Below are 26,958 nucleotides of genomic sequence, written 5' to 3'. Positions count from 1 at the left end.
AATCAGGGGCTAGGAACTGGTGACTGGAGGCTAGCAAAACAAGGCTATAAATTAAACGACTACCGGCGGCTGCACAAGCTTTTTTCGCCTGCGCTCGCCACCAAAGCCTGAATTGTCAAAGCCCCCACCCAAAACATCCCTAACCGCGGTTTTCCTTTACCGACCCCTTGTTTCGGGGAGCGGAGCCAAGAGCGAGGCTGCCTTTTCTCAGCCCCGCCCCCAGCACTGCCATTGTGTTTCTACAGCACCTTGACCTTGGTGATCTCCGCGCCTTCCGGGTCCACGGTGTGGACGGCGCAGGCGATGCACGGGTCGAAGGAGTGGACGGTGCGCAGCACCTCGAGCGGCTTGCTCGGATCGGCGATCGGGTTGCCGACGAGGGATGCCTCGTAGGGGCCCATCTCGCCCTTGTCGTTTCTCGGTGCGGCGTTCCAGGTGGAGGGAACGACGGCCTGGTAGTTCTCGATCTTCTTGTCCTTGATCACGATCCAGTGCGACAGGGTGCCGCGCGGCGCCTCGTGGAAGCCGACGCCCCTGTACTCCCCTTTCGGGATCACGGTGTGGTTCGCGTAGGTCTGGTCGCCGGAGCCGATGTTGGCGATCAGCTTGTCCAGGTTCTCAAGGGCGAGGTCCGCCATGACGTGGGCGCGGGCGCCGCGGCAGTAGAGACGGCCCATGGTTGAGTGGATGTCCTTCATGGAGATGCCGAGGGTGGATACGGCGCCGTCCACGAGCTTCTTCACCTTCGGGTTGCCGGCTGCGTAGGCGGCCATGATCTGGGCCGGAGGTCCTACCTGTACCGGCTTGCCGTCGAGCGTCGGAGCCTTGCACCAGGAGTACTTGCCGTTCTCTTTGAAGTCGGTGTAGTCCGGCTTGGTCTCGCCGTCCCACGGATGCAGGGTGCCGTTACCCTCGTACCAGGCGTGGGTGACGTTTTCCTTGATGTTCTTGATCAGGTAGTCGTCGCGGTGATCCTTCACCATCCTCATGCCCGCGATGTTGCCTGCCATGACGATGCCGCCCGGGAGCATGAACTTGGTGTTCTTGGTGTCTTCCGGGAACTCCGGCACCGCCATGTAGTTGGTGACGCCTGCGCCGTACTTGAACCAGTCCTTGTAGGCGCCGGCGATGGCGAGGAGGTCCGGGTAGTACACCTTCTGCACGAAGTCGCGGGTCTCTTCCATGAGGGTCTTCAGGTAGATGAGGCGCTCCATGTTGAGGGTCGCGATGTTCTCGGTGTTGACCGCGGTGGCGACGCCGCCCACGACCAGGTTCTGGATGTGCGGGTTCTTGCCGCCGAGGATCGCCGTTGCCTGGGAAGCCTTCCTCTGGTAGTCGAGGGCCTTCAGGTAGTGGGCGACCGCCATCAGGTTGACCTCCGGAGAGAGCTTCATCGCCGGGTGACCCCAGTAGCCGGTGGCGAAGATGCCGAGCTTGCCGCCGGCGACGAACGCCTTCAGCTTGTCCTGCACCGCCTTGAACTCCTTCTCGGAGTTGCCCGGCCAGTCGGAGATGCTCTGCGCGATGGCGGCGGTCTTCTTGGGATCTGCCTTCAGTGCGGAGACGATGTCGACCCAGTCGAGCGCCGAGAGGTGGTAGAAGTGGACGATGTGGTCCTGCACCGAGTGCTGGGCGATCATGATGTTACGGATGTACTGGGCGTTCAGCGGCACCTCGACGTCGAGGGCGTGCTCGACGGCGCGGATCGAGGAGATCGCGTGCACCGTGGTGCAGACGCCGCAGAAACGCTGCACGTAGCTCCAGGCGTCCTCCGGGGCGCGCCCCTTGAGGATGACCTCGATGCCGCGCCACATCTGGGCGGAGGACCAGGCGTTGGTTACCTTGCCGCCGTTTGCTTCGACATCGATCCTCAGATGTCCTTCGATTCGGGTGATGGGATCAAGCGTGATTCTAGACATTTATTCCTCCAAAAGGCTAATTGCTTAATTAGATCGGTAGATTAGTGCGCCGTGGCCTCGGACTGCGGCACCTGCTTTGCCTGCTCGCCCTTGTGCTTCTTCGCGTGTCCCTTCTTCTTGTGCGCGCCGTGCAGGTCCATGTTCGGCAGGACCGGGAACAGGGCGACGAACACCTTGTAACCGAGGATCTCCAGGGCAACGATGCCGACCGTGATCATCACCTCGGCGAAGGAGGGGAAGTACCTCCACCCCTGGCCCGGGTTGAAGCCGATCAGGTACACGTTGAAGCGGTAAAGGGCGCCGCCCAGGACGATCATGGAAGCCGAGATGAAGAGCCAGCGGGCCGACCTTCTGCACTTCTTCACGAAGAGGATGAGCGAGCCGCCGGCGACCAGCAGGAATTCGGTCATGAACCAGCCGGAGTAGAAGTCGCCCTTCAGCGCCGCGGCGATCTGGTTTCTGTGCGCGAGATCGCCGATCACGACGCTCAGCCAGATCACGGTGACGAAGGGGATCAGGCCGGCCAGGCCGGAGAGCTCTTCGATCTCGAAGGGGCGCTTGAAGGAGTAGCTCGAGATGATCGACTCCAGGATGGCGATGGAGTAGCCGATGAAGATGCAGTTCAAAAGGAACAGAAGCGGCAGAAAGCCCGTGTGCCAGAGCGGATGCAGCTTGGTCGAAGCGATGAGAAGGAGGCTCCCCAGCGAGGACTGGTGCATGGTCGGCAGCGTGATCCCCAAGACGATGAAGAAGATGAGGACCTTGTTCAGGCGCGGTTTGAGCCAGAGCGCACCAAGGCGCACCATCTCGAGCTTGTCCTCCATGGTCTTCTTGTCCGGAGCGAACCTCGGGTGGAGCCAGTTGCGGATCGCGTTCATGCGCTCCCACTTGCTCTGCTCGATCGAGGTGAGGATCGCCGGGAGGAACTCGAGGATCAGGACGGTCGAGTAGGCCATGACGCAGAGGGCGACCTCGAACATGGCGGAGTTCGCCTGCCACTTGCTCGGGATGAAGAAGTTGTACGCGTTCCAGGGGCGGCCGAGGTCGACCATGACCGAGAAGCCGGCCAGGCCGTAGCCGAACATGGAGGTGAGGATCGCCGAGCGGATCATCGGGTGGTACTGCATCCTGTTGCGGATGTAGACGAGGATCGCGACCGCGTAGCCGCCGCAGGCGATTGCCGTGCCGGTGGCGACGTCGTAGGTGATCCAGATGCCCCAGGGGTAGCCGTCGCTCATGTTGGAGACGGCGCCGATCCCTTTTACGTAGCGCACGCCGACGAAGTAGAAGCCCAAGAGCACCACGGAGAGGAGGATGTAGAAGGATTTGGTAAAGATCTTACCTTCCAGCTTTTTATATTCTTCGCTGTGACCCATTACTTGTCCCCCTTCTTGTGATCGTCGTCGTGGCTGTCGTGCTTCTTCATGTTCTTAACCGCGATGAAGCAAAGGGTGCTGTAAAGCGCCACCGGGGCGATGAACCCCTTGTAGATGGTGTGCTGGATCTTCTCGGAGAACTCGGCCGGCGCCTCCGGCTTGATCTCGGGAAGCCCGAGCTTGTTGAACGGCATGGAAGCGAGGTAGAGGTGGTTCGTCCCCCCCCCTTCGTGCTCGCCGTAGACGTGCTGCACGTACTTGTCCGGCGCGTCCTTAAGACGCTGATGCGCCTCTTCGAGGAGTTCCTTTCTCTTGCCGAACTTGATGGCGCCCGCGGGGCAGACCTCGGCGCAGGCGGAGATCCCCTTCTCGCGCAGGTTGGTCGCCTTGCAGAGGTCGCACTTGACGATCTGCGGCACAGCCTTTTCCCACTGGAACTTCGGGATGTTGTACGGGCAGGCGATCTGGCAGTAGCGGCAGCCGATGCAGGTGTTCTTGTTGTAGTCGACGATGCCGGAGACCTTCTCCTTGGTCATGGCCGAAACCGGGCAGACCGAAACGCAGGAAGGCTTCTGGCAGTGCATGCAGGAGTACTTCACGTAGCTCCAGCGCTGCTCGCTCTCCTTGAAGAGCTTGATGAGGGTACGGGTGGAGCCGGAGAGGTCGCTCGGCGCATCCCACAGGCCGTCCTCGTCGAACTTCGCCTTCTCGTAGGAGAGTGAGCCGTAGTCGTGGTTCACCCGCTTGCAGGCGGACATGCACGCCTTGCAGCCGACGCACTTGGTGGCGTCGTAGAGCATGCCGAGCTCCTCGTTGTTCACCTGGAGCCCCTCGTTGGCGAGGGCGCTACCCGCGCCGCAGGCCAGAAGGCCCGCGCCGGTGGCCCCGGCAAGCTTCAGGAAATCGCGTCTACTCGTCTTTTTCATGGCCACCCTCCTGCGCATCGCCCGGAAGCTTCTTGGCGAGCATCGCGCCGGCGCCTAAAGCCGCACCTGCCGCGAGGCCGACGAAACCGGTGGTCAGCGGATCCGGCCCTTTGCCCTTCTCTTTCAGATCGACCGGAGCGTAGCTGTCGAACGGGGTCGGCTCGTGGATCTGGACCTTCTCGGCGATAGCCGTCTTGAAGAGGAGATCCGGCTCGGTGCAGCCGATGCAGGGGTGACCGACGGATACCGGCCAGACGCCGACGTCGTTGAAGCGCTGCACGGAACAGTTGGCGTAGGTCGCCGGTCCCTTGCAGCCGAGCTTGTAGAGGCAGTAACCCTGAGCGTGGGTCGGGTCGCCGTAGGCCTTGGCGAAGCGGCCTGCGTCGAAGTGCGGACGACGCTCGCAGTGCTCGTGGATCCTCCTGCCGTAGGCGAACTTCGGACGCCCCAGGGCGTCGAGCTCGGGGAGCTTCTTGAAGGTGAGGTAGTAAAGGACGGTGGAAAGGAAGTTGTACGGGCTCGGCGGGCAGCCGGGGATGTTGATGATCGGCTTGTCCTTGATGATGTCCCTGACGCCTACCGCGCCGGTCGGGTTCGGGGAAGCAGCCTGGATGCCGCCGTAGGAGGCACAGGTGCCGATGGAGATGATCGCGGCGGCGCCTTCGGCCGCGTGCTGCAGCGACTCGAGTGCGGTCTTGCCGGAGACCTTGCAGAAGATGCCGTTCTGCTTGGTCGGGATGGCCCCCTCGACGACAAGGATGTACTTGCCGTGGTTGGCCTTCATGGAGTCATGCAGTGCCTGCTCGGCCTGATGACCGGCGCCGACCATGAGCGTCTCGTGGTAGTCCAGCGAGATCATGTCCAGGATCAGCGACGCGATGGTCGGGTGGGAGGAGCGCAAAAGCGACTCCGAGCAGCCGGTGCACTCCTGGAAGTGCAGCCAGATCACCGCAGGGTTGGCGTTTTTCTCAACGGCCTCGGCCACCTGCGTATGCATGGCGAAGGGAAGCCCCATCATCGCCGTTGCGGTGACACAGGCCTTCATGAAGTCCCTGCGGGTTACCCCTTCGCAAAACATCTCTTCTTTCATAACAACCCTCCTCGAGATAAATCGAACCGGCACGTATACGGCAACACCCGTGCCAATTCGGTAAACATTTTTCGCGAGGAGAAGTTTACGGAATCATTGAACAAAAAAAGAGGCGCCCGCGAGTTTCCTTCGCGCGGCGCCTTCTTTTGGTTCATTTTGTTGCGTACTTCTGTCCCATCTTTGTATCATTTTGACCCAAAACAGGTCGAAAGTGATCACTCGAGCTCGAGCTCCTTCACCCTCAACTCCTCGCCGGAAACGACGGTGAGGCCGAAGGCGCCGCAGTCCGGGCACGGGGCGAAAAGGCTCAGCATGGGGAACTCGCCGTGGCAGTCCGGACAGCTCCCGCGACCGGCAACCCTCTCGATGCTGAGCTTCGCCCCTTCAAGGAGCGTACCCTTGGTGCACGCTTCGAAGCAGAATTCGACGCTCTCCGGCACCACCCCCGAGAGTTCTCCGATCTCCAGGACCACCTCGACCACCTTGCGCCCGGTCGCGTGAACCTCACATATTTCCACCATGCTCTGGGTTATGCTCATCTCGTGCATCGCCCGCCTCCCGTTTCAAAGTTCAAGGACTATAGCAGATCGCGTCAGCGCGCAAAAGGGGTCTTTTCAACTGGTGCAGGCCTGGAGGGTGAAGTAGAAGACGGCACCCTTGTCCACCTCCCCTTCGGCCCAGATCTTCCCGCCGTGGCGGTTTATGATGCGCTGCACCGTGGTGAGGCCTATGCCGTTGCCCGGGAACTCGCTCGAACTGTGCAGCCGCTGGAAGGCGTGGAACATACGCTCCGCGTTGGCCATGTCGAAGCCGATGCCGTTGTCCTTCAGGAAACAGGTGCCCTCCTCGCCCCCCTCGTACGCGCCGAACTCGATGCGGGCGACCTCCCGCATCTGGGTGAACTTCCATGCGTTTCTCAAAAGGTTCTTCATGGCGATCTCGAGGAGGTTGTGGTCGCCGAAGGTGCGGATCAAAGGCTGGATCACGAACTCGACGCGGCGCTCGGGATTACCCAGCTGCAGGTCGGTGGCGGTCTCTCTCATGATCTCGGAGAGGTCCACCACCTCCTGTTTCAGGCTCTGGTAGGAGAGCTGGGAGAGCTGCAAAAGCGCCTCGATCAGGTCGTTCATGTGCTGCGACGACTTGAAGATCCTCTCGAGGTAGTCCATCCCGTCAATATCGAGCCTGCCGGCGTACTGTTCCTGCAGGGCGCGGGTGAAGCCGCAAATCCTCCTTAACGGGGCGCACAGGTCGTGGGCCACCGAGTAGTTGAAGGCCTCGAGGTCGCGGTTTATCGACTCGAGCCTATCGGTCTGCTCGGTCAGAAGGCGCTCCACCTGCTGGGTGAGGAGGCTGATCTCCTCGTTGTTCGGACGGTCGAGGAGCATGTTGCGTATCGTTTCCAGCGAGGTGTGCACCGCGGACTTCAGGTCGACGGCGTACGAGGCGTTCAGCATGCTGGATGCTATTTCCTTGTCTATGGTCAAAAACCGGCCCTCCCCGTTATGCCTCTTATCCTTGAACATGTCGGTCATGGGGCACCCCCTTTATGACCCGGACCCGGGCGACTACCAGCCCCCAAGCCCCCAAGCTTACCGACCGGGTGCACCGAAGCCTTCGCTTCCCCCGCCGGATGTTTCCCGTTTCCCAAGCGGTTCCCGCCGCAGCACAAGCGGTCCGCCTCCTACATACAGCAGCAACCATGCCTAACGTCGTCGCATGCGGATTTCCCAGTGATTCCGATGCGATGCGAGGGAGCGGGTTGAAAAAGAGGTGATTGTCCCCCGCAACAAAGGTTTACTTCAACAGTGCCGGTGCCCCGGAGCCTTTGCCGAAGCGGTTTGCGGGGGGACAACTTTCGTGGCAGGTGCAACGTCCGTTGCAGGCGGATCACGCGGAGGTCGGCTTTCTTCTCAGCCGATTGTTAAGGGCCTGCCTGGAGATGCCGAGCAGGGTGGCAGCCTCACCCTGGTTGCCGTTGGACATGCGCAGCGCCTCGCTGATCAGCTGGCTCTGCGCCTGCTTGATGCTGGGAAAACCGTTGAAGGTCACCGTCACGACCTCCTGCTCCTCATCCGTGCGCAGCTCCGCCGGCGGCAGGTCGATCCTGGAGCGGAACCCGTTGAGGGATAGGGCTCCCTTCTCGTGAAGCGCCACCGCATCGTAGACCATGGCCTGCAGCTCCCGCACGTTGCCGGGGAAATGGTACTGCTGCAAAAGGCGCGACAACTCCACCGGATACCAGGGCTTCGCCTTCCCCATCTCCCGCGCCGCGAGGGTGACGAAATGCTCCAGCAGCATGGAGATGTCCCCTTTTCTTTCCCTCAGGGGCGGGATGTGGATCCGGTGACAGCTGAGCCGGTAGAAGAGGTCCTCGCGCAGCCTCCCCTGCTCGAGAAGGAGCTTGGGTTCGCGGTTCGTGGCGACCACGATGCCGGCATCGGACTTCACGGCGCTGTCGCTTCCAAGGGGAAGGTACTCGTGTTCCTGGATCAGCCTCAAAAGCTTCACCTGGGAGACCTCGCTCAGATCACCGATTTCGTCCAGAAAGAGCGTCCCCCCCGAGGCCCTGCGGATGAGCCCCTCGCGGTGCTCCTGCGCACCGGTGAAGGCCCCCTTGCGGTGCCCGAACAGCGTGTCGGAAAAGACGGCGTCGTCCACCCCGGCCACGTTGACCGTTACCATGGCCCCCTTCTTTCCGGAACAGCGGTGTACCGCCTCCGCGAAGAGCTCCTTCCCCACCCCGGTCTCGCCGGTGATGAGGACCGGCTGACCGCTGTGCGAGATGGCCTGCACCCGCTTCAAAAGCTTCAGCATCTGACGGTCCTCGGTCACGATGTCCGGGAAGGGCATGCGCCGGTTTCTTAGCCGCGTCTCGTCCGCGGTGATGCCTAGGGCGCGGTCGATGGCGCAGAGAAAGGTCGCGTTGTCGAGCGGCTTCAACAGGTAGTCGCAGGCACCCGCCCGCATGCAGGCGACGGCCTGACCGATCTCAGCCACACCGGTTATGATCAGCACGGGGAGGTGCGGAAACTCCTCGACGAGACTTCGCAGCAGCTCTGCGCCGTTCACCGTGGGAAGGGCGAGATCCAGCACCACCGCGGCGGCGTCCTCGCGCCGCAGGAAGGGGACCAGCGCGTTTCCGTCCTCGAAGACGACCACCGGCCCCACACCGTGCCCCTTCAGCAGGGTGCGGTAGACCTGCAGCATTTCCCGGTCGTCATCCACCACCACTACCGGCAGCGTTCCCTCGTTGCTTTTCATGACGATCCTCTCGCGAGCGTCGCTAGACCTGGAAGTAGAGGGTGCCCCCCTTTCCGGCCTGCTCCGCGCTCCAGATCCTGCCCCGGTGGAGGTTTATGATGCGCTGTACCGTGGCTAGACCGATGCCGCAACAGATACGCTCTCCCTGCCCTTTCCCGTCCGGCTCTCCAGGCGCCTCGGCGTCCCTCGGGCCGTTATCGCTCACGTAAATGCTCCGCTCGCCGCGCACCTGCGCCGTCCCGAACCTGATCACCGGATGCTTGACCCCCATGGTCGAGTGCCAGGCGTTTTCGAGGAGCTGCTCCATGGCAAGGCGGAGCATCTCCTTGTCGCCGGTCACCCTCACCCCGTCCTCGATGCGGAAATCGACGGGGCGGGGAGCGGCACCCGAGAGTTCAGCCGCGATCTCGGCGGCCATAGCGCTCAGGTCGACCTCGACGGGCCGGATACCGCTCGCGGTCAAGGCGGTGATGCGCTTAAGCGCCGCGATGGGGCCGGCAAGCTCGGCTGCGGCTTTCTCGATGTCCTGCAGGAGCTCCCGGCACCCCGGCACCAGTTGGGGGGCGTTAAACTGCTTGAGACGGCTGCAGGCGCCGCTGATCCGGTCGAGCCTGCCGGCCAGATCGTGGCTGACCGCGTGCCCGAAGGCTTCCAGCTCCGCGGTCCGCACCTCCAGCTCCTCCCTTGCGCTACGCAAGACCGGCTCCGCCGCCTTCGGCGTGACGTCGATGCCGAGGATCCAGTTGGCCCAGCCGTTCACCGGGACGTAACGGGATATATTGGACCAGGAGACAAGTCGCAGCGAGCCGTCCTTGCAGTGCAGGCGCCACTCCCTCCCCCGGTAGTCTCCCCCCTCGCGCGGGTGATGGGCGACGACCTCCTCGCGCTGCTCCGCCTCGACGTGGAGCAGCTCCAGCATCGCCTTTCCCATCACCTCTTCACCGCGGAACCCGGTGACCCGCTCGAACTCGTGGTTGCACGCGGCCAGCCGGTCGCCGCTGTCGAAGGCGAGCATGATGGCCGGGAGATGCTGCAGGATGGTGTACTGGCGCCTGCGGTTGGCAAGGAGCGCCTCGTCCTTTTCCTGCATCTCCTTCTCGGTCGCCCTCAGGGTGTCCTCCTCCTGCCAGTTTTCGTAAATCTTCTTGGCAAGGGCGGAGTAGGCCTGCTCCAGCTCGCTCTTCAGCCGTTCCCCATCGCCTATGACCGCGGTCAGCCGGTGCGAGGCGGCGAGAAAGGTGTCGAGCTCGCTAAGGACGGTGGAGTGCATCCGATCCGGAATATGGAGCGGGTTTTCGCAGACCCTGCCGCTGCAGATGAGGGACGGGTGTATCCGGGCCAAGTCGAGCAGCCGGTCATCGCCGAAGCTTTTGCGGTCGTACAGGCAGAGCAGCGCCGTCTCGTTCGCCGCGGCGAAGGCGGTGAGGTCGTGCTCGAAGCGGTGCAGCATCTGCTGAGACTTCGCGTCCCTGAGCGCCCATGACATGTCGCACACGATGCGGGTGCCGCTGAAGCCGTCGGAGGCCGCGCCGGAGCAGATATCGCCCAGAAGTTCCATGATGCGGTCCTGCTTCAAGGCTGCGCCGCGAAGCCAGGTCTGCCTGAGCGGCAGCAGGATCAGGGCCCCGGCGTCTTCCTTGTTGCCGTCGACCGCGTTTTGCAGTACCTGTTCGAGCCTCTTCTCCGCGGCGTGCATGTAGACGCAGCGCTCACCAAGCGACAGCCCGCCCTGGATGAAAGGGAGCACCGCGCCCAGCAGGTCCTCGTCATCGCTGTACATGAGACAGAGGTGGTCATGCACGTTGACGACGCCGATATCGGTGATTTCCACAGGGGATTTTTCTTCTTCCATCCCGGTCATCTCCTCGCGCGCGGCATACATTAAAAAACACCAACACAATATACTGGAATCGTCCGGCATTGCAATAACGCAAGCGGCGTTTTTCGCACCCCTTGCCGGCGAAAGACCTATGACAAGCGCGCTTTTTTGACCGAGATCAAGGATGCCGGACGGCAGGCGTGGTAGCGTGCCCCTCGCGTTTCAATTCAAGGCGACACGGGAGGAAGGATGTGCGATTGCGGATCGGGTAATTCCAGAGGGGGTGGGCCCTACGCCACCGGCAGGGAGTTGGTGGAGTTCGTGCTGGCGGCGCACGGCGGACGGGTGGCATGCTCGCCGCTGCCGAGCGCGCTCCAGGTGGAGTGCCAGGAGTGCGGCAAAGGCTTCGTGCTGCGGACCTTCGTGCAGGGATGTCCCTCCTGCGGCGGGGTGCACGCGATCTCACCGCCTAGGGCCAACGACCCTCTAGCGGTGCAGTATGCGGGCGCCGATTTCGGCGCTGCGGCGTGAGGCAGGATAACTGGAACCAATTTATTTAATGATCCCACCCTCTCCCTCCGGGAGAGGGCAGGGGTGAGGGCGCAGGCAGTTGCAATTTCTCACTTCGGGGCAAAGCCCTCACCCGCCCTTTGGGCACCCTCTCCCGGAGGGAGAGGGGGACTAGCGGAAAGCCATCAGGTGCCAGACAGGAAAGGAAGAGGGAGCCGGCCTCAGCGGCGCGGCGCCCGTTTCCGCCCCCGCTGCGGCAATCCCTCGGGACGTGACTCAAGGCGCGCCAGGTAGACCACGTGCCTCAAGCCGCCGCGCCCGGGACGCTCGCAGCTCACCGAGAAACCGGCCTGACGCAGGCGCTTGTCGAAGCCCTGGTCGTAGTTTTCGCCCCAGACGGCGAAGACCCCGCCCGGCTTCAGCGCCCCCTTGGTGAGTTCGATGGCGATCTCGCCGTAGAGGGGATCGCAGATCTTGTCGGTCTTCGCGTGCGGGCCGGTGTACAGGTCGAGGACGATGGCGTCGAAGCGGCTTGTGCCCATGGCGCTTCTCCTGATCACGTCGGCCACGTTGGCGATCTCCACGGTGACGCGCGGATCGGAGGCGGCCCCCGAGGTGATCGGGGCAAGCGGACCGCGGCACCACTCGAGCACCACGGGGTTCAGTTCGGCTACCAGGACGTCGGCCCGCTGCGGCATCTGGTCGAGGACAGCCCGGAGCGTGATCGCCATGCCGAGTCCCCCCACCAGCACCTTCGGCGCCTGCGCCTCCTTCAGGTGACCGCAGGCCACCTCCCCCAGCGCCACTTCGGAGCGGTGCAGCGAGCTGTTCATCAGCACGAGGCCGTTTACCGTTATAAGAAAATCGCGCTCGCCGCGCTGCCTCAGTTCGAGGGTCCCGTCCGCGGTCTGCACGCTCTGCAATACTATCCATGGCTGCGCCATCTCTTTACCTCTTCTCCTTGTTGCTTCTCCAGCTGCGCTTGAGCGCCTCTTCCTCCAGGGCCTCCACCTCGGTCAAAAGGACGAGGTAGGTGCGGTAGCGCTCTTCGCTGATCCCCCCCGCATCCACCTCCTCCCGGACCGCGCACCCCGGTTCCTGCCGGTGCCGGCAGTCGTTGAAACGGCAGTGGTGCGCCTCCAGGGACTCGAAACCCGGGAACCATGCGGCAAGCTCCGGGACGGTGATGTCCACGAGACCGAAATCGCGGAAGCCCGGGGTATCGACCAGTTCTCCCCCCTCGGGGAGGGCGTGCAGCGAAGAAACCGTGGTGGTGTGCTTGCCGGTCCAGTTGTAGTCAGACAACTCTCCGACCTTCAGGTTCAACTCCGGGCAGAGGGCGTTCATAAGCGAGCTTTTCCCGACGCCTGTGGTGCCGACGAAGGCCCCGCGGTGTCCGTCACTCAGAAAGGCGCGCAGCGGGGCGGTCCCCTCGCCGGTCGCCGCGCTCAGCGTGAAAAGGGGGAGGATGCCGCCGTAGACTGCGCGCACCGCCTCGCTCAGTTCCTGCGCCTCGGCAAGGTCGCACTTGTTGATGACGATGAAGGGTGAGAGCCCGGCGGCCCGGGAGGCGACGATGGCGCGATCCAGGAATCCCGGCGGGGTGCCGGGGGCTAGGACCACGCCGAGGACGTCCAGGTTGGCGGCGACCAGGTGGATGCCGCCGCGGGCGTCGCGCCTTGAGAGCTCGGTCTTGCGGGAAAGCCGCACCAGCACCTCACCCTCGACCGTCACGTGGTCGCCCACCACGTGGCCCGAGTTGCGCTTAACCTTCACCATGCGCCGCTCGCCGCTTTCGAAGAGCACCTCGACCGCCACGCCGTAATGGGAGACGATGAGGCCTTCATCGCCCCTTTCCCTCCCCTGTTTCCCCTTGCTCCCCATACCCCTCCAGTGCGCCGTTTCGGGCGGTTGTCCCGGCTTTCCCGCCCGGGCCGAGCCCGAGAGTACGGCAGGAGACGGATCGTTGTCAACAAAAGCGTGGAGCAGCCGATAAGTGGAGCAACGCACTGTTGACAGCGTGCGGCTTATGAACGATATTTTTCATTATGTGAAAGCGCAGCAAATGGGTACACAAAGCTCGTTTCCCTACAGGATCAAGGGGGTCTTCAATTCCCCGGAAGGACTGGAACAGGGGGCGCCGGTACATCCGGAGGTGGCAGCCATGAGCAAAGAGAGCGTGGACGAAGCGATCAGCATGTACGTAGAGGAACGGATGGCGAAGGGAAAGGAGCTGGCGATCACCCATTTTCTGGCGAGCCTCTACCTGAAGGAACACAGCGAAGGGATCATCGAGTGCATGCGCCGCGTGCGCGGGCTCACCCGCTATTACATCGACCTGACCAAGGTGATGTTGAACCCGTTCAAGGGACCGGAAGTGGCATGGCTTTTCTCCATGCTCTTCATCGCGGTCTACGCCTGTTTCCTCATCTCGGTCGACGAGCAGCGCCCCTTGGGGATTGCCCTCCTCTCCGGGACGCTCGTGAACGGCGTCTACCTGGTAAGGAACATGACGAAGAAGTGGTGCGACCTGCACGTCATGCTGGCCATTTACGACGAGATCGTGCAGATAGCGGACCACGAACTGGAGGGACTTGCCTAACGCAGCGCGAGCGCGAGCTCCGCGAGGCTCCCGACCGCGAGGTCGGTGAGCTCGGGCCAGCGGAAGGTGCGCGCGGGATCGACATGGATGGTGCCGGCCCCGGCAGCGCGGCCGGTGAGAAGATCGAAGGCGTAATCGCCTACCATTACCAGTGCCGCTGGGGGTACCCCCCAGCGGCACGCGAGTTTGTAGATGCCGTCGGGGTCGGGCTTCGTCAGGGCATCCTCCCTGCCTAGGACGTCCTCCGCCGCGATGTAGGGGATGAGGCCGATACGGTCGAGCGTGGCCAGCGCGTTCTCCCTGGTGTTCCTGGTCAGCACCCCCATCCGGGTGCCGCGGCCGTGCAGGAGCTCGACAAGCTCCAGCGCCCCCTCGGCCGGCTCGGTCCGCCCCGCCAGCTCTTCCTCGATCGCCTGCAGGATGGCCCGGGCCCGCGCCGCCTCCCCTTCGGGAAGGGCGTCCAGATGCCCCAGGATGTCGCTCCCCTCCGGGACCCCCAGCACGCTCCTTATGTGGGCGAAATCGTGGATGGCGACGGTGAGGGTACCGTCGAGATCGAAGATCCAGTGCCTGCTTTGCAGCATATCTTTGCAATCACGCGTTTTTTCCATGAGTTGAAAACCTCTACTTCGCCCGGGCGGGGTCCCGCACCGGTGCCGGCCTTGGCGCCTCTACGCCACCCGTCATGATCCCTTCGATAAACTCCCACACCGCAGCGTGCACCTCGCCCGCCCCTTCGCCGGCCAGTATGCCGTGGCGCTCAAGGGGGAAGCGCCGATAACTCTTCCGTGTGCTGCCGAGCATCTCGAACAGACGCTGCGAGCCGCGCGGATCGACCACCGGGTCCCCCTCCGCCTGCAGCACCAGGGCCGGCGCACCGATCGCCGCGAGCCTCGGCTCCAGCTCGGCCATGAAACGCTCCATCGCCCGCAGCGCGGCGACCGGTATGCGTGCGTAGTTCAATTCCGGCCGCTCCGGGACGCTCTCGACGAACTCCTTCTTCGCCCACTGGTAACTGAAGACGTCCATGACGCGGTTCCAGACGGTGACTGCGGGGGCGAAGCGGGAGGAGACGTCGAGGAGCCGCTGCGGCGGGCAGACTGCGAAGACGCCGGCCGTCTTGCCGATCCGACCGGCACAATCAAGCGCCACGCCGCCGCCGAAGGAGAACCCCCCCACCACGACGCGGTCGCAGATGGTGCTCATGAGGGCGTAGCCCAGATCCACCGACTCCACCCAATCGCCGCCGCTGCGCCGGGCGAGGTCCTCCGGAGAGGTGCCGTGCCCCTTCAGGCGCACCAGGTAGACCCAGACCCCTTTTCCCTGCAGGTAGCGGGCGAGCTCCATCATCTGCGCCGGAACCGAGAGGAGGCCGTGCACGAGCACCACGCCCAAGGCGCGCGATCTTCCTTCCAAAAGGGCGGGTGCGCCGACCTCGACCCCCTTGCTCTCCCCTTCCCTGAAGAAGGTTGCGTAATCCTCCCGGTATTGCTCGAGCGCCTGCTCCTCGAGCAGTGCCGCCACCCTCCTGCGCACGAGCCACGCGGGATGCCATGCCATGAGGTGCACCTCGCGCTGCAGCGTGGTGAGCGGGAGCACCTCGTTGGCGATGACCCCGAGCGGGTTGTCGATCCGCGCACGCTGCATCTCGAAGGGGGCCGAGAACTTGCTCCTGTCCTTCACGAGCGCCCCGTCACGGCGCACCGCCACCCCCTTCTCGATGGCGAGTTCGCTGAACTCGCGGTACTTGTGGTAGCGGTCGTCGGTCAAAAGGGGAACCTGCCCGGTCCTTAAGCTTTGGTGCAAATGGCAGGTGGTCTCCTGCAGGCACTGCGTCGCGAGCAGGAAAACCCGGCGGCGGAAATCGTCCTCGTTGATGCTCAGAAATGGGTAGGCCCGAAGCAGGGAGGCGAACAGGTGGTCGTGGTTCACCGTGGTGAGGTCGTAGATGCTGCTCATGCAGCGCTGCACGAGTCGGTTCGCCTGCCGCTTCATTTCCGGCAGCGAGGGGAGCTGATCGTCGAAGCCGTAACTCGCCGTGGAGAGGATGTCCGCCTCGATCTCCCTGCTCGTGAGGTAGGCGGAGGGGTCGATGGCCCTGCCGAAACGGATGTCGATGTCCACCCCGGAAAGGAGCATGCTCCCCTCGGTGAGGATCTCCTCCTTCAAGCGCGGCGAGGCGTCCGAGAGGAAGAGCTCGGAGAGCCTGCTCAGGGCGTTCTCCCTTGCCCTCAGGGGATAGTAGGTGATGTTCACCGGCACGATGTGGCAAGGCCCCTTGGCAAGGGGGGCAAGTCCTGGAAGCTGGAACATCCCCTGCAGGCGCGCCACCTCATCCGGGGCCGACTGCTGCAGCCTCAGCATGCGCTGACGGTAGAACTCGGTGCGCAGCGCGAGGGTCGCCGCCCCCGAGCGCGGGCGCACCCCGCTCGAGGGAAGGAGCACGCGCTTTCTGAAGAGCTCCTTGTCCTTCACCATCCTCCCCTCGGGGAAGACGATCCAACTCGCCTCGCCGGTCAGGAGGGTCTTCACCATGACCCGGTCGCGGTCGGGATTTTTCGTGGAGACAGCCCCCATCAGGTCGAGAAAGCGCGCAAGCGGTCCCGAGAAGAGCGAGGCGTCGGCGAGCGACCAGACCGGCACGCGGGTCAGGCGGTGGATATGGTAGGGGAGAAGCACCGTCTCGATGCGGGTGAAGTGGTTCACCACGAAGATGACCGCCCCGTCGGGGATGTTCTCATTGCCGTGCACGTTCACGCGCAGCTTGGAGAACCCCTGCAGCATGGCGATCATCCGGCCGGTGGCTAGATAGGCCTTGCGGTTCATGATCGTTCCACCCGGCGCGTTAGAGCGCCCCTCAGCCAACCGGGGCGGTTGGTCATGATGGAGTCGACGCCGAGAGCGCAGAGCCTTTCGGCGGCGCGGGCGGCGTCCACGGTCCAGACGTGGAGCTCGAGCCCCCGGTCGCGCAGTTGCCGGACGAAGGGGGCGTCCAGGATGGCGCGGTCCCTGCTGGCAAGGCCGTCGGCGCCGATCTCTTCGAGGGTCGCCAGCACCTCGCCCTGCGAAGGGTGCCACGCCCCGCGCCAGCGGTAATCGCACAGCCAGCAGGTACGGAAGGCGGGGAGCCGCTCTTTCAGCGATATGACGAGGTTGCGGTCGAAGGTCAAAAAGCGGATCGCCTCCGGCGAAACAGCGGCGCGTTCTAGGTCGAGCGCCAGCTCCTCGATGATCTCGGCGCCGCACTTTATCTCTATGAAGAGCTTTTTGCCGGAGGGAAGGAGCGCGAGCGCGGCGGCGAGGGTCGGGATGCGCTCGCCGCACCAGGTATCCCCCTTCCATCCCCCAAGGTCGAGACGCTCCAGTTCGGCGAGGGTCGATCCGGCGACGGTGAGGTCGCTCCCGGCGGTACGGGCGAGCCCGGCGTCGTGCAGGCAGACGATCCTGCCGTCGCGGGTGAGGCGGAAGTCGGCCTCGATGCCGTCGGCACCCTGTGCGAAGGCGAGGCGGAACGAGGCGAGGGTGTTCTCGGGTGCGTCGCGGGAGGCGCCGCGGTGGCCGATGATGAGAGGGGTGGTGGGCATGGCTTTTCTCCCGTCGTGGTCAGGACGTTCATTAGCATACCCGGCCGAGAGCGACAAGGCAAACGGGAAAAGCGACCGATTCCCGCCCCTTAGGCCGTCCGCTGCAGGTAGTGGCTGTAGAGCGAGCTCGCGCAGATGGTGAGGAACTTGGTGAGGTCGCTGTCGCTTCTGGAGGTGAGGATGATGGGGGCCTTGGCACCGAGCACCACGTTGGCGACCTCCGCTCCCATGGTGAAGACCCAGCTCTTGTAGAGGAAGTTCCCCCCGGAGATGTGCGGGACGACGATGATGTCCGCGCGGCCGGCCACTGGGTTCCCTTGAAGCCCCTTCTTCGCCACCGCGTCGGGGTAGAGTGCCAGGTCGTAGGAGAGCGGGCCGCTCACCTCGGCGTTGTCCCACTCCCGGTTCGAGAGCTCCTTTTCGAGGAGTGTGGTCGGGATGTTCTCGGAGGGGACCTCGTTCGCCTCGAGAAGCGCCACCTTGGGGCGTTCGACGCCGAGGGCGCGCGCCACCTGGACCGCGTTGTCGATGATGTCGATGGCTGAAGACGCCTCCTGGTGCGCGAAGAGCTCGGGGTTGATGGCGGGGTCGGTGAGGAAGATGAGACGCTCGACGCCGGGGAGCTCGAAGATGCTCACGTTGGAGAGCCGCCTGCCGGTGCCGATCCCCTCCTTTTTGGAGAGCACCGCCTTCATGAGGACTGCGGTGTTGAGCGCCCCCTTCATCAGGAGGTCTCCCGTGCCGGAGGCGATGAGTTCGACGCCGCGGCGGGCCGCCTCGCGCTCGGCGTCGTCGCCCACGACCGGGACGAACCGGTACTGCTTCTCGAAGATGAGAAGCGATGCGCAGCTCTCGCGCACCCGCGCGGGGTCCCCCACCAGGAAAACCCGCTCCAGGATCCCTTCCTCGATCCCCTTGTTGACCGCCTTCATCGAGGCGGCGTCGGGAGAGACGAGCACCAGGCTGCGGCGCGGGGCGAGCCTTGCCGCCTCGATCACGCTCTTCATGCCGTGCCCCTTGGTGAGCTGCAGCATGGACTCCCCCTTGTAGAACGCGGCGACCATCCGGCACTGCTCGCTCAGGGGTAACAGCGCGTGGGGGAGCACCGAGTCGAAGTAGAGCGAGTCCCCCTCCTCCAGGTGAAAGACCTCCCCGTCCACGGTGACCTGCAGCGTGCCGGAGAGGACGAAGAGGAACTCCTCGCCGGGGTGGCGGCTCACCTCCGGAGCGGCCTGGGCGCGGTACAGGTCGACCACGAAAGGCTCGATGTGGCGTCCCGCAAAGGCGTGCGCCAGGCTTTCGTAGTGGAGAAACTCGCGCCGGTCCACGCCGACCCGTTCGTTCCTGCCGGTCTTCACCGCCCGCCTGGTGCGTTCCTCCTCTTCGCCCAGGAGGCGCGAGATGCCGACGCCGAGCCAGGTGGCAAGCCGCAAAAGCTCCGAGATGCCGGGGGAGAGCCGGTCCGAGAGCACCCGGTCCAGGGTGTCGGCATCCCACCCGAGCGCCTCGCGCACCTCTTCCTGCGCCACTTTCTTCGCCGCGAGAACCGCCCTCAGATTAGCCCCGATCTTCATCGGTTCCTCCCGCGTAGCGCCGCGCCGCCTCCGTCCCGGAGAGGACCCGGAGTGCGCCGTCGACGAGCGCCTCGATCTCGAACTCCCCCGGCCGCACGAAGACGGGGGCGATGAACCCCACCCTCTCGCGCACCCCTTCCACCACGGCGGCACCGAAAGCGAGCCCGCCGGTCAGCACGATGCCGTCGACCGCGCCGGAAAGCGCGGCGGCAAGCCCGCCGATCTCCTTGGCGATCTGGTAGATCATCGCCTCCTGCACGAGGCTCGCCTCGGCGTCCCCCCCTTGCGCCCGCGCCTCCACTTCGCGCATGTCGACCGTGTTCAGGTAGGAGTAGACGCCGCCGCGGCGGGCCACGATCCCCTTCAGCTCGCCGGTGGTGAAGGCACCCCGCTCCACGAGCTCGAGAACGCCGACCACCGGGAGCCCCCCGGTCCGCTCCGGGGAGAACGGTCCGTCACCGTTCAGGCCGTTGTTCACATCGACCACGAGCCCCTTTCGGTGCGCGCCCGCGGTGATGCCGCCCCCCATGTGCACCACGATGAGGTTTAATTCCGCATAGTCCCGGCCCAGTTCCCGCGCCACGTCGCGCGCCACCGCCTTCTGGTTCAGCGCATGGAACATGCTGCGCCGCTCGATGCCCGCCATGCCGGAGAGCCGCGCTACCGGCCACATCTCGTCGATGACCGGTGGATCGACCACGTAGGCGGGAACACCCTTGGATGCCGCAACCGCGTGGGCCATCACCCCGCCGAGGTTGGCCGCATGCTCACCGCTGACCCCGTCCTTCAGGTCCTTGATGAGCGGCTCCTCCACCAGGTAGACCCCGCTCGGCACCGGACGGACCAGGCCGCCCCGCCCGACCACCGCGTCCCAGGGCAAGCGGTCCACGTCGTTTTCACGCAGGTACCGCGCCAGGCGCTCCATCCGGTAATCAAGCTGCTCCATCACGCTGTGGAAGCTCTCGATCTCGCCGCGCGGATGCTCGATCGACGCCTTGACCAGTTTCCCCGCGCGCCACACCCCTACCTTGGTCGACGTGGAGCCGGGATCGATGGCGAGGATGTTCATGAGGACCTCTTTGGTGGGGTCAGTGGTTGCTTTTGGCGGCCATGGAAGAGATGTCCACGGCGAAGACCGTCGTCGCGGCCAGCGTCGCCTCCGGGAAATCGAAGCTCTCACCCGGGGCGTACTGGGCCATGATTATACCGAGCGCCTCGCACTTTTCCCGGTAGCCGTCGATCACCCGCGCGGCGCCGTACCCTACGACGCTACGGTACTTCATGGTGAAGTCGCATGGCTTCTCCGCCGGCAGCACGGCCCCGTGTTCGACCACGCTGAAGCAGATCCGGTTGTTCTGCTCGATGATTTCCAGCTTCTTCCCCGCACCGGCGCAGTGGAAGTACAGGGTGGAATCGCGGTAGCCGTAGTTCATGGTCACCAGGTACGGCTCCCCCTGAACCGCCAGCGCCAGCTGACATACGCTTCCCTTTGTCAGGATCTCGTTGGCGGCCTGCGCGGAGAGGTGCCGGTCCTTTCTTCTCATCGTGTCATCCATTTCATCCTCCTCTGTTTATGCAACGCCGCCTCCAAAGGCAGATTATAAGTGCAGCAGCTCTTTCAGCCGGTGCACATGATGCCCGTAATCGTCAATAATGTCTAGGCCTTTGGAAGGCGTGGCGGTGCAACAGGCCTACGGCTCCAAAAGAAATATTCCCGATTGGCTTCGCTTTGAGACATCCATCAAGCAGGAACCGATTGCCCCAGAAGAAGTTCTCCCCCTTCCCGGCTGTCACAGACGACCGACCGGGCAGATTATAACTGTATAATCTTCTTTTTTTACCTCAACATAGCTCTTGAATTGTCGATAACTATGCATGGGTCAGGAGTGTAAATCCGACTGACCCGGTTGGACCACACCCTGATTGGTCGTTACTGGTAACCGGAACGCACCGACAGTTCACACTGAGAGAGGAGAGCAAACATGGCGGTCGAGACTATCACGGAAACAACGCAGTACCTCACCTTCAAACTCGAAAACGAGCTGTTCGCCCTGGACATAGGCAAGGTGCGCGAAGTACTGGATTTCACCACCATCACCAAGGTCCCGCAGACCCCCGACTACATGCGCGGCGTCATCAACCTGCGCGGCAGCGTCGTTCCCGTCGTCGACCTTCGCCTGAAGTTCGGCATGGCCATGGCGGAGCAGACCGTGAACACCTGTGTCATCATCGTCGAGGTGGAACTCGAGGGCGAGAAGGTGGTCATGGGGGCGATGGCCGACGCGGTCCAGGAGGTGATGGACCTGGAGCCGGACCAGATCGAGCCTCCGCCGCGCATCGGCACCAAGCTCAACACCGACTTCATCAAGGGGATGGGTAAGCACAACGAACAGTTCATCATCATCCTCGACATCGACAAGGTCTTCACCAGCGGCGAGCTGGAGCTGGTTCAGAACATCGAGGGGCAGGCGGCGTAAGTCGCGACAGATCATCGACGAGAAGGGGCAGCGTGCCGGAAGGCGCCTGCCCCTTTTTGTTGGTTCATCCGGGAATTCCGGGGAGTGGGCGCCTTTAAAGATCGTTCCTACGGTCCTCCGTGGGAACGCACGTTCGGGACGCTCCAGCGTCCCCTAAGCAGACGCCGGAGCGTCCGAGGCTTTGCGTTCCCACGCTGGAGCGTAGGAACGATGCAAAAGGCCCCCTCCCCTTGCGGGAGGGGGAGAGTTGGAAGAGGTTCGATTTTGACAGTGCAAGCACCTAACCGGACAACGCCGGTGGGAGGTGCGTTTTGGGAATAAAAAAAGCGCCCCGGAAGGGGCACTTATCTTCATCGCATCGCAGGCAACCCTCGGGCCGCCGATGGAAAGGGATCAGTAGTGCTCGAAATCAGAGTCCGACATATCCTTGCCGTCGGAGAGGTCCAGGTCATGCCCGACCGCCTTCCTGGTCGCCTCCTGGTTGCCAACTGCCGCCTTCGAGCGTGTCATCTTTTTACCCTGAACCGCCGTGCCTGACGCCTTTCCCTGCTGGTATACGCCTACCCTTGCGGCACTCGCGACTTGATGCCTTGCATGGTCGCCGATCTTGAAAAAGGCGACGGCAGTCTGCAGCTGTTCTGCCTGGCTCGAGAGTTCCTCGGCCGTTGAGGCCATCTCCTCGGAGGCACCGGCGTTTGTCTGGATCACCTGGTCAAGCTGCTGGATGGCGCGGTTGATCTGGTCTGCACCGGTGTCCTGCTCCCTGCTCGCCGCGCTGATCTCCTGCACGAGTTCCGCCGTCTTCTGTATATCCGGGACCATCTTCGCTAGGAGCTCGCCCGCCTTCACCGCCACATCCACGCTGCTGGCTGACAGGTCGCTGATCTCGGCTGCGGCCTTCTGGCTCCGCTCGGCCAGTTTCCTCACCTCGGAGGCGACCACGGCAAACCCCTTGCCGTGCTCACCCGCCCTGGCCGCCTCTATGGCGGCGTTCAGGGCCAGGAGGTTCGTCTGACGCGCGATCTCCTCAATTATGGTGATCTTGCCGGCGATCTCCTTCATGGCGCCCACCGTCTCCTGGACCGCCTGGCCACCCTCCCGGGCGTCCTGGGCCGACTTCACCGCGATCTTCTCGGTCTGCATGGCGTTGTCGGCGTTCTGGCGGATGTTCGAGGACATCTCTTCCATAGACGATGATGCCTCCTCCGCCGAGGCCGCCTGCTCCGTCGCCCCCTGGGACATCTCCTCGGCACCGGAAGAAAGCTGCTGGCTACCGGCCGCCACGTTGTCCGACGCGCTCTTCACCTCGGCTACGATCCCCCTCAGCCTCGACACCATCCCGTTCATCGCCGCCGCAAGCTGTCCCACCTCGTCCCTGCTGTCGACGTCGATGCTCTGGGTCAGGTCTCCCCCCGCCACCGCCGAAGCGAACTCGACGCCGCGCCTTAGCGGCACGCTGATCATCCTGGCGATGACGATCCCCAATATCAGACCGAGCAGCACGCCGCCCGCCACCAGTCCGACCATCGTCTTCATGCTCGACTGGTAGATCCTCGTGGTCTCGTCGGAGGCCTCCTTTGCGTTGGCCTCCTTGAGACGCGCAAGCTCGGTAAGGGTGTCGTCCACCACGGTCTGCTTGGTCCGCGCCTCGCCGAAGGAGAGCGCCACCGAGGCGGTGCTGTCGTTCAGCTTGTCGTTCTTGCCGAGATCGATCACCTTCTGCTGGACCGAGAACCACTCCTCGTTGGCCGCCTCCAGCCTCTTGAGGATCTCCTTTCCCTTCTCGGAGGTGAACATCGGGCGCGCCTTGTCCAGCCACTCCTTGTACCCCGCCTTGTACTTGTTCATGTTGCCGAGGTACTTCTCGCGCTCCTGCTGGCTCGTCGAAAGCAGGAAGTTCTTTTCGGCGCGGGAGATGTAGATCAGGTTGATGTTAGCTTCCTTGACGTAGGAGAGTCCGAGCAGTTCCCTGGCGTACATGGCATCGGCCATGTCGTTGATGGTACCCATGTTGCGGATGCCCAGGACGCCGACCGCGGCGGTGATGATACAGACTGCTACGAAAGCCGAGACTAACTTGGTGCTGACCTTGAGATTGGTGAACCATTTCATGTGCGCTCCGTCTTCTGCAAAGGTTTGATGACCCAACCGGAAACAGCATCCGGTGGTGTCGTTTGCTTCATCGACGCGGGGCGGAAACGATGTATCAGAAAAATACCGGGAAGGGGCGGCTTTTTGGCCGAGACAGGCGGAGCAGTGCAGCAGAGGCGCAGGCGCGCAGGTCCGGAACGCGTACGTCCTGAGCCTGAAAGGGAGCGGCAAAAGTGGGGAACGGCGAAACAGCGCTAATCCAGAGGCAAAAACCCCTGTCTTATCGCATATTTGGTAAGGCCGGCGATACTGGTGAGGTTGAGTTTCTTCATGATGTGCATGCGGTGGGTCTCCACCGTTTTGGGGCTGATCTCCAGGAGCACAGCCACCTCGCGCGACGTCTTCCCGCTCGCAATCAGCGTGAGGACCTCCTCCTCGCGCTGGCTCAGGGGAGACTTCTCCAGGCGGCCGGTGGGAAGGTCGATACCGAGAACCTCGGAGAGTACGGGGCTCAGATAAAGGCCGTCGTCGGCCACGGCGTTTATGGCGTGGATCAGCTCCTGGGCGCCGCAACTCTTCACCAGGTATCCCCTGGCTCCGACGTCGAGAGCCTGGCGAACGGATCTGGCATCACCGTGGCAGGAAAGGATCAGCACCTTCACGTTGGGAAAGGCCGAGACGATGCAGCGGCTCGCCTCGATGCCGCCGCCGTCGGGCATCACCAGGTCCATGAGGACCAGGTCCGGCTGCAACTCGCAGGCAAGCCGCACGGCCTCCATACCGGTAGCAGCCTCGGCCACGACTTCCACTCCGGGAGCTTTTTCAAGGATGGCGCCGATGCACTGGCGGATGAGGGCATGATCGTCGGCAAGGATAATCTTCGTTGTCTGCATCGTCGCGGTCGTCTCGGCTTGGTAGGTTGCAGTTCCCAAATGAGAAGTACTCTAACAAAATGGGGGCGGCGACGATATAGGGGTTTGTATGACAGCCGGATGGGGTTTTTACTGAGGCCTCGGCTTTCCATGACGCACCTGATCGGTGGAATCAGTGGTCGATGCTGGTGACGCCCTCCCTTATGGCGTACTTCGTGAGTTCGGCGATGGAGAAGAGCTTCAGCTTCTTCATGATCTGCTGGCGGTGGGTGTCCACCGTCTTCACGTTGATCTTCAGCAGGAACGCGATGTTCTTCGCGTTGTTCCCCTCGGCCAAAAGCTGCAGCACCTCTTTCTCCCTCGGGGTGAGCGCGGGGCCTGCCTGCTCGAAGGAGTCGGGCACCCGCCGTATGTAGTCATCGATGACGACGCCGATGATGCCGGAGCAGACGTACCTCTCCCCGGCGGCCACCGCCCTGACGGCCTTCACCAGCTCCGCCGAACTGCAGTCCTTGAGCAGATAGCCGCGCGCGCCCGCCCTGAAGGCCTGGGCTACGAAACGCCTGTCCTTGTGCATCGAGAGGATGAGGACCTTGACGGCGGGGAAGATATCGGCCATACGCTGCGCGGTCTCGATGCCGTTCATCCCGGGCATGCTCATGTCCATGAGCACTACGTCCGGCGAGGCGCCTGCCGCGAGTTCGAGCGCGGCCCTGCCGTTTTCCGCCTCGGCAACGACCTGGACGTCCTCGGATTTTTCCAACAGGATCCGGACCCCCTCCCGAACGATCCCGTGATCATCTACTATCATGACGCGAATCATCGCCTACTCCTCTCCTGCAGCGTCGGCCGCCCCGGCGGGGACCGCGATGGTAACGCTCGTGCCGCCGGCTCCGGAAGTAACAATTACCTCCCCCCCCAGGTGCTGCACCCGTTGCCTTATGTTGAAAAGGCCGAAGCCCCCGCTTGCGGGTGGGGCGCAAGGAGAGATCCCCTTGCCGTCGTCCTGCACGGTGACCTCGATGCGTCCGCCCCGCCGCCTGATCGCTATGCGTACCTGTCGCGCGTCGGCGTGCTTCACCACGTTGACGAGGAGTTCGCGCACCGCATGGTACAGGGTGGAACCAAGCTCCTCCTCCAAGGGTGACGGGGGCTGCGCGCTCTCCAGGGAGACGCGCAGCCGGTACTTCGTTTCAAACTGCTCCGCAAGCCACTCCACCGCAGCCTCGAACCCCACCTCGTAAAGAAGCGGCGGGCTGACCTGGAAGGTAAGCGTCCGCACTTCCCGTATCGCGCGCTCCAAAAGGGTCACCACTTCACGGACCGTCCGCGTCGCGCCTGCGGGAAGCTTCTCCTCCGACCCGATGCCGCTCAGCTTTAGCTTCGCAAGCGACAGGTTCTGTCCGATCTCGTCGTGGAGCTCCGAGGCGATGCGGCGCCTCTCCCTCTCCTCGGCCAGGGAGAGCTCGATGGCCAGCTCCCTCAGCTGTTCCTGGTTGACGAGCAGCGCCTCCTGTGCCCGCACCTGCTCGGTTATCTCGCGCGAGATGCTGAAGAGGCCGGTGACGGCACCGCCATGGTCGAAGAGCGGCCCCCTGGTGGCGAGGAAGATCCGCTCGACGCCTGCCGCGTCGGTGAAGGTCTCCTGCACCGTCGCGTTCTTGCCGGTGGCGATGACATGGTGGTCGTTTTCCCGCATCACCTGCACCACCTCGTCAGGAAAGATCGCGCTGTCGTCCACCCCGACGATCTCCTCGGCGGGCCTGCCGTACATCCGGGCGGCCCGTTCGTTGATCAAAAGGTAGCGTCCCTCGAGGTCCTTCGCATACACAAGGTCCGGCGTCCCTTCAAGCATCGCCTGCAGGATACCGACGTTTTTTCTCCGCTCCCCCGCCGCCGTCTCAGGCATCGTCTTCCCCGGTGCCGGCAAGAAGCGCCTCTATGCTCTCGAGCCCCGCCTCCCCCGCCTGACCGCGCCGACGCGACAGTTCGAGGGCGACCGCGCCAAGGGAGCGGTAGACGAGGGCCACTTCCTGGTCCCATTCGTCCAGGGCGCGCAGCTGCCTTCCCACCACGGCCGCGTCTCCGCGGGCGATGGGGCCGGTGAGCGCTGCGACGGTACCGGACCGGAACACGTTTTCCACGGTGCCCCGCACCAGAGGTTCCATCACCTGCAGCGCGGTCTCCCGGTCAAGCCCCCCTTTCCCGTATGCCGCGACCGCCACTTCTACGAGTGCGGTGAGGCAGTTGCACGCGAGCACGGAGCCGGCATGGTAGATCGCCTTGAAACGGGGATCGATGGAAAAGACGCGGCCGCCGATCGCCTCGAAGAGCTCCCCCATCTGCTCCGCCCCCCGCCGTTCCCCTTCCACGCCGCACCAGGTGCCCGCGAAGTCGCCAACGGCTGCCGCCGGGTCGGCGAAACTCTTGACGGGGTGCACGCTCGCCACCAGCGCACCGAGCTGCGTCGCCGGGTGCAGCACCTCGCTTCCCAGGGCACCGCTTACGTGACACACCAGGGCCTGCGCGCCGAGCGCTCCGCTTGCGCACAACTCACGCACGCAAGGGGCGATGGCGTCGTCGGAACAGGTGATCAGGTACAAATCGGCAGGCTCCAACTGCGCGAAGCCGACCACGGGGCGTCCCGCCCCGATGAAGGCGACCGCAGCGCGTGCCGTCGCTTCGGAGCGGGTGAGAACGTCCTTGAGCTCGAGCACTCCTGACTCATGAAAAAGGCGCCCAAGCGTCTTACCGACCGCTCCGCACCCAATGATACTGAAGGTTTTCATCCCGCGCTCCTCATGAAGTGGACAGACGCGCTAAAGGTTACGCAACTTATGCTGGGGTGTCAACG

24 protein-coding genes are annotated in these 26,958 nt (G+C 63.7%); 3 read left to right on the top strand and 21 right to left on the bottom strand.

What is annotated here, in order from left to right:
- Window positions 1-239: 239 nt before the first annotated feature.
- From D6Z24_RS12120 to D6Z24_RS12085, 8 genes are all read right to left on the bottom strand, one after another.
- On the bottom strand, window positions 240-1,919 hold the full coding sequence (locus tag D6Z24_RS12120) for a nickel-dependent hydrogenase large subunit (protein WP_129126852.1): 1,680 nt from the start codon (window positions 1,917-1,919) through the stop codon (window positions 240-242).
- Window positions 1,920-1,960: 41 nt separating this feature from the next.
- Window positions 1,961-3,295: a Ni/Fe-hydrogenase cytochrome b subunit gene (gene hybB, locus D6Z24_RS12115; protein WP_129126851.1), complete on the bottom strand. Its 1,335-nt coding sequence runs from the start codon at window positions 3,293-3,295 to the stop codon at window positions 1,961-1,963.
- Window positions 3,295-4,221: a hydrogenase 2 operon protein HybA gene (hybA, locus tag D6Z24_RS12110; protein ID WP_129126850.1), complete on the bottom strand. Its 927-nt coding sequence runs from the start codon at window positions 4,219-4,221 to the stop codon at window positions 3,295-3,297. Before hybA ends, hybB begins: the two co-directional genes overlap by 1 nt.
- Window positions 4,205-5,311, bottom strand: coding sequence for a hydrogenase small subunit (locus tag D6Z24_RS12105; RefSeq protein WP_129126849.1), 1,107 nt, complete (start codon window positions 5,309-5,311; stop codon window positions 4,205-4,207). Before D6Z24_RS12105 ends, hybA begins: the two co-directional genes overlap by 17 nt.
- Before the next feature lie 215 nt (window positions 5,312-5,526).
- Window positions 5,527-5,859: a hydrogenase maturation nickel metallochaperone HypA gene (gene hypA, locus D6Z24_RS12100; protein ID WP_129126848.1), complete on the bottom strand. Its 333-nt coding sequence runs from the start codon at window positions 5,857-5,859 to the stop codon at window positions 5,527-5,529.
- A gap of 66 nt (window positions 5,860-5,925) precedes the next feature.
- Window positions 5,926-6,798: a sensor histidine kinase gene (locus D6Z24_RS12095; RefSeq protein ID WP_246014652.1), complete on the bottom strand. Its 873-nt coding sequence runs from the start codon at window positions 6,796-6,798 to the stop codon at window positions 5,926-5,928.
- A gap of 403 nt (window positions 6,799-7,201) precedes the next feature.
- Window positions 7,202-8,575, bottom strand: coding sequence for a sigma-54-dependent transcriptional regulator (locus D6Z24_RS12090; protein WP_129126846.1), 1,374 nt, complete (start codon window positions 8,573-8,575; stop codon window positions 7,202-7,204).
- Between the two features lie 22 nt (window positions 8,576-8,597).
- Window positions 8,598-10,427: an MEDS domain-containing protein gene (locus tag D6Z24_RS12085; RefSeq protein WP_129126845.1), complete on the bottom strand. Its 1,830-nt coding sequence runs from the start codon at window positions 10,425-10,427 to the stop codon at window positions 8,598-8,600.
- A 216-nt stretch (window positions 10,428-10,643) separates the two neighbouring features.
- On the opposite strand from D6Z24_RS12085, the gene D6Z24_RS12080 reads away from it, so the two are divergent.
- Window positions 10,644-10,925 carry a hypothetical protein gene (locus tag D6Z24_RS12080; protein WP_129126844.1) on the top strand — a complete coding sequence of 94 codons (282 nt, stop codon included), beginning with the start codon at window positions 10,644-10,646 and terminating at the stop codon, window positions 10,923-10,925.
- Window positions 10,926-11,125: 200 nt separating this feature from the next.
- Here D6Z24_RS12080 and D6Z24_RS12075 read toward each other — a convergent pair whose 3' ends face one another.
- Both D6Z24_RS12075 and rsgA read right to left on the bottom strand, forming a co-directional pair.
- Window positions 11,126-11,848, bottom strand: a complete 723-nt coding sequence (locus tag D6Z24_RS12075; protein ID WP_129126843.1) for a spermidine synthase — start codon at window positions 11,846-11,848, stop codon at window positions 11,126-11,128.
- A gap of 4 nt (window positions 11,849-11,852) precedes the next feature.
- A complete protein-coding gene (gene rsgA / locus D6Z24_RS12070; protein ID WP_129126842.1) occupies window positions 11,853-12,788 on the bottom strand; it encodes a ribosome small subunit-dependent GTPase A in 936 nt (311 codons plus the stop codon).
- 280 nt (window positions 12,789-13,068) lie between these two features.
- Here rsgA and D6Z24_RS12065 point away from each other — a divergent pair, with 280 nt between their 5' ends.
- Window positions 13,069-13,506: a GSU0071 family protein gene (locus D6Z24_RS12065; RefSeq protein WP_129126841.1), complete on the top strand. Its 438-nt coding sequence runs from the start codon at window positions 13,069-13,071 to the stop codon at window positions 13,504-13,506.
- Here the strand turns inward: D6Z24_RS12065 and D6Z24_RS12060 are convergent.
- The 6 genes from D6Z24_RS12060 to D6Z24_RS12035 all read right to left on the bottom strand — a co-directional run bounded on the left by D6Z24_RS12060 (window position 13,503) and on the right by D6Z24_RS12035 (window position 20,220).
- Entirely contained in the window at window positions 13,503-14,117 is a 615-nt protein-coding gene (locus D6Z24_RS12060; protein WP_129126840.1) for an HAD family hydrolase, read from the bottom strand. The two genes, D6Z24_RS12065 and D6Z24_RS12060, sit on opposite strands and share 4 nt — an antisense overlap.
- Before the next feature lie 13 nt (window positions 14,118-14,130).
- Complete coding sequence (locus D6Z24_RS12055) at window positions 14,131-16,332, bottom strand: alpha/beta fold hydrolase (protein ID WP_129126839.1); 2,202 nt, start codon at window positions 16,330-16,332, stop codon at window positions 14,131-14,133.
- A complete protein-coding gene (locus tag D6Z24_RS12050; protein ID WP_129126838.1) occupies window positions 16,329-17,090 on the bottom strand; it encodes a glycerophosphodiester phosphodiesterase family protein in 762 nt (253 codons plus the stop codon). Before D6Z24_RS12050 ends, D6Z24_RS12055 begins: the two co-directional genes overlap by 4 nt.
- An 89-nt stretch (window positions 17,091-17,179) precedes the next feature.
- A complete protein-coding gene (locus D6Z24_RS12045; protein ID WP_129126837.1) occupies window positions 17,180-18,664 on the bottom strand; it encodes a phosphate acyltransferase in 1,485 nt (494 codons plus the stop codon).
- Window positions 18,648-19,733 (bottom strand): butyrate kinase, encoded by a 1,086-nt coding sequence (gene buk, locus D6Z24_RS12040; RefSeq protein ID WP_129126836.1) that lies wholly within the window; start codon window positions 19,731-19,733, stop codon window positions 18,648-18,650. Before buk ends, D6Z24_RS12045 begins: the two co-directional genes overlap by 17 nt.
- A gap of 19 nt (window positions 19,734-19,752) precedes the next feature.
- Window positions 19,753-20,220, bottom strand: coding sequence for a pyridoxamine 5'-phosphate oxidase family protein (locus tag D6Z24_RS12035; RefSeq protein ID WP_129126835.1), 468 nt, complete (start codon window positions 20,218-20,220; stop codon window positions 19,753-19,755).
- A gap of 426 nt (window positions 20,221-20,646) precedes the next feature.
- Here D6Z24_RS12035 and D6Z24_RS12030 point away from each other — a divergent pair, with 426 nt between their 5' ends.
- Window positions 20,647-21,141, top strand: coding sequence for a chemotaxis protein CheW (locus D6Z24_RS12030; RefSeq protein WP_129126834.1), 495 nt, complete (start codon window positions 20,647-20,649; stop codon window positions 21,139-21,141).
- A gap of 393 nt (window positions 21,142-21,534) precedes the next feature.
- Here the strand turns inward: D6Z24_RS12030 and D6Z24_RS12025 are convergent, their stop codons facing one another.
- The 5 genes from D6Z24_RS12025 to D6Z24_RS12005 form a co-directional block, all read right to left on the bottom strand.
- Window positions 21,535-23,253 carry a methyl-accepting chemotaxis protein gene (locus D6Z24_RS12025; protein WP_129126833.1) on the bottom strand — a complete coding sequence of 573 codons (1,719 nt, stop codon included), beginning with the start codon at window positions 23,251-23,253 and terminating at the stop codon, window positions 21,535-21,537.
- Between the two features lie 233 nt (window positions 23,254-23,486).
- Entirely contained in the window at window positions 23,487-24,164 is a 678-nt protein-coding gene (locus tag D6Z24_RS12020; RefSeq protein WP_129126832.1) for a response regulator transcription factor, read from the bottom strand.
- A 112-nt stretch (window positions 24,165-24,276) separates the two neighbouring features.
- Window positions 24,277-24,927, bottom strand: coding sequence for a response regulator transcription factor (locus tag D6Z24_RS12015; RefSeq protein WP_129126831.1), 651 nt, complete (start codon window positions 24,925-24,927; stop codon window positions 24,277-24,279).
- 3 nt (window positions 24,928-24,930) lie between these two features.
- Complete coding sequence (locus D6Z24_RS12010) at window positions 24,931-26,013, bottom strand: PAS domain-containing sensor histidine kinase (protein ID WP_129126830.1); 1,083 nt, start codon at window positions 26,011-26,013, stop codon at window positions 24,931-24,933.
- Entirely contained in the window at window positions 26,006-26,893 is an 888-nt protein-coding gene (locus D6Z24_RS12005) for a Rossmann-like and DUF2520 domain-containing protein (RefSeq protein ID WP_129126829.1), read from the bottom strand. Before D6Z24_RS12005 ends, D6Z24_RS12010 begins: the two co-directional genes overlap by 8 nt.
- Window positions 26,894-26,958 lie beyond the last annotated feature (65 nt).

The sequence above is a fragment of the Geomonas oryzae genome, from assembly GCF_004117875.1.
Taxonomy (GTDB): Bacteria; Desulfobacterota; Desulfuromonadia; order Geobacterales; family Geobacteraceae; genus Geomonas; species Geomonas oryzae.
The sequence above is the reverse complement of the archived record's forward strand: the minus strand, read 5'-3'. Positions and strand labels throughout refer to the sequence as shown.

Coding starts and splice junctions, on each gene's coding strand:
- D6Z24_RS12120 (WP_129126852.1), bottom strand. CDS start 1,919: ATGTCTAGAATCACGCTTGATCCCATCACCCGAATCGAAGGACATCTG.
- hybB (WP_129126851.1), bottom strand. CDS start 3,295: ATGGGTCACAGCGAAGAATATAAAAAGCTGGAAGGTAAGATCTTTACC.
- hybA (WP_129126850.1), bottom strand. CDS start 4,221: ATGAAAAAGACGAGTAGACGCGATTTCCTGAAGCTTGCCGGGGCCACC.
- D6Z24_RS12105 (WP_129126849.1), bottom strand. CDS start 5,311: ATGAAAGAAGAGATGTTTTGCGAAGGGGTAACCCGCAGGGACTTCATG.
- hypA (WP_129126848.1), bottom strand. CDS start 5,859: ATGCACGAGATGAGCATAACCCAGAGCATGGTGGAAATATGTGAGGTT.
- D6Z24_RS12090 (WP_129126846.1), bottom strand. CDS start 8,575: ATGAAAAGCAACGAGGGAACGCTGCCGGTAGTGGTGGTGGATGACGAC.
- D6Z24_RS12085 (WP_129126845.1), bottom strand. CDS start 10,427: ATGGAAGAAGAAAAATCCCCTGTGGAAATCACCGATATCGGCGTCGTC.
- D6Z24_RS12080 (WP_129126844.1), top strand. CDS start 10,644: ATGTGCGATTGCGGATCGGGTAATTCCAGAGGGGGTGGGCCCTACGCC.
- D6Z24_RS12075 (WP_129126843.1), bottom strand. CDS start 11,848: ATGGCGCAGCCATGGATAGTATTGCAGAGCGTGCAGACCGCGGACGGG.
- rsgA (WP_129126842.1), bottom strand. CDS start 12,788: ATGGGGAGCAAGGGGAAACAGGGGAGGGAAAGGGGCGATGAAGGCCTC.
- D6Z24_RS12065 (WP_129126841.1), top strand. CDS start 13,069: ATGAGCAAAGAGAGCGTGGACGAAGCGATCAGCATGTACGTAGAGGAA.
- D6Z24_RS12060 (WP_129126840.1), bottom strand. CDS start 14,117: ATGGAAAAAACGCGTGATTGCAAAGATATGCTGCAAAGCAGGCACTGG.
- D6Z24_RS12055 (WP_129126839.1), bottom strand. CDS start 16,332: ATGAACCGCAAGGCCTATCTAGCCACCGGCCGGATGATCGCCATGCTG.
- D6Z24_RS12050 (WP_129126838.1), bottom strand. CDS start 17,090: ATGCCCACCACCCCTCTCATCATCGGCCACCGCGGCGCCTCCCGCGAC.
- D6Z24_RS12045 (WP_129126837.1), bottom strand. CDS start 18,664: ATGAAGATCGGGGCTAATCTGAGGGCGGTTCTCGCGGCGAAGAAAGTG.
- buk (WP_129126836.1), bottom strand. CDS start 19,733: ATGAACATCCTCGCCATCGATCCCGGCTCCACGTCGACCAAGGTAGGG.
- D6Z24_RS12035 (WP_129126835.1), bottom strand. CDS start 20,220: ATGGATGACACGATGAGAAGAAAGGACCGGCACCTCTCCGCGCAGGCC.
- D6Z24_RS12030 (WP_129126834.1), top strand. CDS start 20,647: ATGGCGGTCGAGACTATCACGGAAACAACGCAGTACCTCACCTTCAAA.
- D6Z24_RS12025 (WP_129126833.1), bottom strand. CDS start 23,253: ATGAAATGGTTCACCAATCTCAAGGTCAGCACCAAGTTAGTCTCGGCT.
- D6Z24_RS12015 (WP_129126831.1), bottom strand. CDS start 24,927: ATGATTCGCGTCATGATAGTAGATGATCACGGGATCGTTCGGGAGGGG.
- D6Z24_RS12010 (WP_129126830.1), bottom strand. CDS start 26,013: ATGCCTGAGACGGCGGCGGGGGAGCGGAGAAAAAACGTCGGTATCCTG.
- D6Z24_RS12005 (WP_129126829.1), bottom strand. CDS start 26,893: ATGAAAACCTTCAGTATCATTGGGTGCGGAGCGGTCGGTAAGACGCTT.